4 protein-coding genes are annotated in these 4418 nt (G+C 71.1%); all 4 read right to left on the bottom strand.

What is annotated here, in order from left to right; genetic code table 11:
- Positions 1 to 711, bottom strand: a 711-nt coding sequence (locus E1285_RS43445; RefSeq protein WP_279510132.1) for an inositol monophosphatase family protein, incomplete at its 3' end; no start/stop codon positions are given.
- Between the two features lie 129 nt (positions 712 to 840).
- The gene (locus E1285_RS43440; RefSeq protein WP_132160750.1) at positions 841 to 2316 is read right to left on the bottom strand and encodes a sugar transferase; all 1476 of its coding nucleotides are present in this window, start codon (positions 2314 to 2316) and stop codon (positions 841 to 843) included.
- A 264-nt stretch (positions 2317 to 2580) separates the two neighbouring features.
- Complete coding sequence (gene pth / locus E1285_RS43435) at positions 2581 to 3156, bottom strand: aminoacyl-tRNA hydrolase (RefSeq protein ID WP_132160749.1); 576 nt, start codon at positions 3154 to 3156, stop codon at positions 2581 to 2583.
- A 164-nt stretch (positions 3157 to 3320) separates the two neighbouring features.
- Complete coding sequence (locus E1285_RS43430) at positions 3321 to 3947, bottom strand: 50S ribosomal protein L25/general stress protein Ctc (RefSeq protein WP_132160748.1); 627 nt, start codon at positions 3945 to 3947, stop codon at positions 3321 to 3323.
- Positions 3948 to 4418 lie beyond the last annotated feature (471 nt).

The following is a 4418-nucleotide window of genomic DNA, read 5'->3' as shown; positions in this document are numbered from 1 at the left end:
CCCCGGAACCGCCTTTTCCATACGCTCCGCCAGCTGCCGCACGAACTCCGGCGGCCGCGTGCGGCTCACGGCGATGCGGAGCTTGCCCGCGTCGGGCGCCGGGACGTGCAGCGGCACCTCGCGCGGCAGCGTCCCGCGGCCCGCCCCCGGCCCGGCCGTCACCGGGCCGGACTCCCCCGCGCCGGCGCGGACGAGCGACGCCCCGCCGGTCGCGTCGGTCCGGAGCGTCAGCCCCTGCGCCGGAAGCGCGACCGCCCCGGCCACGAGCCGCCCACCGCCGGACGGGTCACGCTGCCACAGCGCCACGTGGACGGCCCAGTCGCGGCGGCCCTCCTCGGAGAACTCGCGGGTGCCGTCCAGCGGGTCGACGATCCACACCCGGCCGGCCGTGAGCCGCTCGGCGTCGGCGGTGTTGCGGGTCGGGGCACGGTCATCGCCGCTCGACCGCTTGCCCGCGACCGACGAGCGGCCCTCCTCGGACAGCACGGCGTCGCCGGGGCAGCGCTCCGCCAGCGCCTCCATGAGGTACTCGTGCGCCCGGAGGTCGCCCGTGTCCTTCAGGGCGCGCCCGTCGGCGAACCCCAGCTCGTCCCGCACGCCCAGCAGCAGACGGCCCGCGGTGCCGGCGAGCTCCGCCGCCAGCAGGTGGTCGTCCGCCCCGCCCTCGCGGGAGGCGTGGGAGGCCTCCTCGCGGGCGATACTGTCCGTCATTCCCTGATCACATTCCTGCCTAGACGGGTCCGCTCGATCCACTTTCTCATGCGCCGCCGGCGCCGCCGCGCGCCAGGGTCGAACCACAGGTCAGCGGCCGAATCCCCGCTCGACCCGGCCTGCCCCGGCTCAGTAGGCGCCGGAGCCGCGGAAGACCGCCGACCAGGTCTTCCACATGATCTGCAGGTCCAGCGCCAGGGTCCAGTTGTCCACGTACCGCAGGTCGAGCCGGACCGACTCCTCCCACGACAGGTCGGAACGGCCGCTCACCTGCCACAGCCCCGTCAGCCCCGGCTTCACCACCAGCCGCCGGTACACGTCACCACCGTACTGGGCGACCTCCTCCGGCAGCGGCGGCCGCGGCCCCACCAGCGACATCTCACCGCGCAGGACGTTGAACAGCTGCGGCAGCTCGTCCAGCGAGTACCGGCGCAGCCAGCGCCCCACCCGCGTCACCCGCGGGTCCTGCCGGATCTTGAAGAGCACGCCGTCGTTCTCGTTCTGCTGCATCAGCTCGACCTTGCGGGCCTCGGCGTCCTGCACCATCGTGCGGAACTTCATGACGGTGAACTCCCGGCCGCCGCGCCCCACCCGGGCCTGCCGGAACATCACCGGCCCCGAGCTCGTCACCTTGATCAGGAACGCGACCACCAGCAGCAGCGGGCTCAGCAGCACCAGCCCGCCCAGCGCGGCCGTGCGGTCGAACAGGCCCTTGAACACCTTCCGGCCGCCGTCCAGCTCGGGATGCTCCACATGCAGCAGCGGCAGCCCCGACACCGGGCGGATCGAGATCCGCGGGCCCGTCACGTCCATCAGCGCCGGCGCGACCACCAGCTCCACGTCGTCTCGCTCGATCTGCCACGCCAGCCGGCGCAGCGCCACCCCGTCCATCTCCGGGCACGCCAGCACGGCGACCGAGTCCGCGCCGATCCGGTCCGCCACCGCCGCGGCCTGGGAGAAGTCGCCGAGCACCGGCACACCCTCCACCTCGGCGACCGCGTCGTCGCCGGACGCCAGCGCCGGCGGCAGGCACACCGCCGCGATGTCCATCCCGTGGTAGCGCTTCTGCCGCAGCACCTTGATCAGGTCCGCGACCGACGTCCGGTGCCCCACCGCGACCACGCGCCGCATCCACTCGCCGTTCCAGCGCTTCTTGTGCAGCCACTTGCGCAGCCGGTACCGGGCCACCAGGTTCAGGAACGTACCGAGCGGCAGAGCCATCACCACGTACCCGCGCGCGACCTCGGTCTTCGTCGCGTACGCCACGATCGCGACCGTCGCGGTCAGGATGAACCCCGCCCGCAGCACCCGGTGGAACTCCTCGTACCCGACCCCCACGTACCGCGGCTGGTAGGCCCGGCACAGCATCAGCGTCGGCAGCCAGACCACCGGAAGAACCACCGTCAGCGCCACGTACGGCGCGTTCAGCTCGGTCGGCACCCCCGGGAACCGGAGCACGAACGCGATGACGCCGGCCATCAGCATGCTGATGAAGTCCAGGAAGACCGCGAGTCGGCGGTACGATCCGCTCCAGCCGGACGACGACGAGCGCTTGGGCTCATGGCGGATCGATGACTCGGCCTGAACCTTGTCAACGACTGCCATAGACCACTCACCAATCCCCTGTAACGCGCGCACCTTCTGCGCGATTCACACCGAAGACGGTTGAACGTCGCCTGAGGTTCACATACATCGCGGACCTCATTCGTGAGGCATCCTACGATCGCTTCGCCATGGCCACGGGCCGAACCCGCCCATCGGGGCGGCAAAGCTCGCGAAGTCGGCCGGACGGGGACGATTCACTGCCAGTTCAGGCGGTCGCCGGGCGGCCGGCCATCAGTTTAGCCGTGACCGGATGTCCGGATCCGGTCAGACCGCGTGGAAGACGTTCTGCGCCGCGCCCAGACCGTCGGCGATCAACGCCTCCGCCGCGTCGGCCGCCCGGTCCACCTCCAGATCCAGGTCCTTCCGCTCGGCCGCCGAGAAGTCCTTCAGCACGAACGCCGCAGCGTCCATCCGCCCCGGCGGCCTCCCGACCCCGAACCGCACCCGCAGATAGTCACGCGTCCCCAACGCCCCCGTCACCGAACGCAGCCCGTTGTGGCCATTGTCACCACCGCCGCGCTTCAGCCGCACCGCACCGAACGGGATGTCCAGCTCGTCATGGACGACGATCAGCCGCTCCACCGGCACCTTGTAGAAATCGCACAGCGCCCTCACCGGTCCACCCGACACGTTCATGAACGAACGCGGCTTCGCCAGCACCGCACGCGCACCCGCCAGCCGCCCCTCCAGCACGTCCGCCCGCGCCCGGTGCGACTTGAACCGCCCCCCGGCACGCGCGGCCAGCACGTCCAGCACCATGAACCCGGCGTTGTGCCGGTTCTTCGCATACGACGGCCCCGGATTGCCCAGCCCGGCCACCAGCCAGAGATCCGCGCTCACCCGAACTCCTCAAGCCTCTGGGAACGAGAACGACCACGGCCCCCGCCGGTGCGCGCACGCACACCTGCGGGGGCCATGAAACAACACCGCGGCCGGCTACCCGGCGCACCTCTCGGTCGCCCGCACCAGGCGACGGCTCCGGCGACGGGCCGGACGGCGGATGCTCACTCGCCGCCGGTCGCCTCGGCCTCGCCCTCGGCGCCCTCCGCAGCCTCTTCGGCGGCCTCCGCCGACGGCTCCGGCTCCGCCGAGATGGTCGCGTCGAGGATCTGCAGGATCAGGACGTCCTCGTCCGCCGCCAGCGTCGTCCCCGCCGGCAGCTTCAGGTCCTTGGCCAGCACCTGGCTGTCGATCTCCAGGCCGCTGATGTCCAGCTCCACCGACTCGGGGATGTGCGTGGCCTCGGCCTCCACCGAGATCTCCACCGCCGTCTGCGCGACCTGGCCGCCCGGCACCACATCGCCGACCAGCGACACCGGCAGCTCGACGACGACCTTCTCGCCGCGCTTCACCAGCAGCAGGTCGACATGCTCCAGGAACCCCTTGATCGGGTCCCGCTGCACGTCCTTCGGCAGCGCCAGCTCCGTGCCGTTGCCGAGGCCCTCGAGCGTCAGCAGCACGTTCGGCGTCTTCAGCGCCAGCATCAGGTCGTGACCCGGCAGCGAAATGTGCGTCGGGTCGGTGCCGTGACCGTAGAGGACGGCGGGCACCTTGCCGGCCCGGCGGGTGCGCCGCGCGGCACCCTTACCGAACTCGGTGCGCGGCTCGGCGGCAATACGTACCTCGGACACGGCGAAAACTCCTTGTTGTTGCGATCCACGGCCGTCCGGCACTGGACGTCCGCTACGGACAGAGCGAATCAGGCGATGCTCGACGCGTCAGGCGCCTCGAAGATTCTTTGCGTTCCCCGGGGAATGCGGCTCCATGACCAGCACCGCACTGACGACCCAGGCATACGGGTTAATCGATTCTAGCAGTATTTATTGCAGTGCCCTTGGCGGTCGGGCCCTGGAGGGCCCTTCCTTCGGCGGGCACTGCTGTGCGATCGCTGCATCGCTCCGGCTCGCCTGGCGGCTCGCTGCGCGATCAGGTTTCTCGCTTCGCTCGCGACCTGCCTTCGGACGCGATCGCGACTGTTCAGGTTAGCGCGTGGTTGCTGTGGTGGCCGGTGTTGGTGCGCGGCTCTCGGGTGCTGGGGTCGATGTGGTTGTGGTGAGTGGGGTGATGCGGCTCCGGGGCGATGGGGCCGGTGTGGTTGGGGG

The organism is Actinomadura sp. 7K507 (genome assembly GCF_004348425.1).
Classification (GTDB): domain Bacteria; phylum Actinomycetota; class Actinomycetes; order Streptosporangiales; family Streptosporangiaceae; genus Spirillospora.
Note: the sequence above shows the minus strand (reverse complement) of the source record. Positions and strands in the feature narration are given on the sequence as shown.

Excerpts from the sequence above, each read along its gene's own strand:
- E1285_RS43440 (WP_132160750.1), bottom strand. The coding sequence starts at position 2,316 with ATGGCAGTCGTTGACAAGGTTCAGGCCGAGTCATCGATCCGCCATGAG.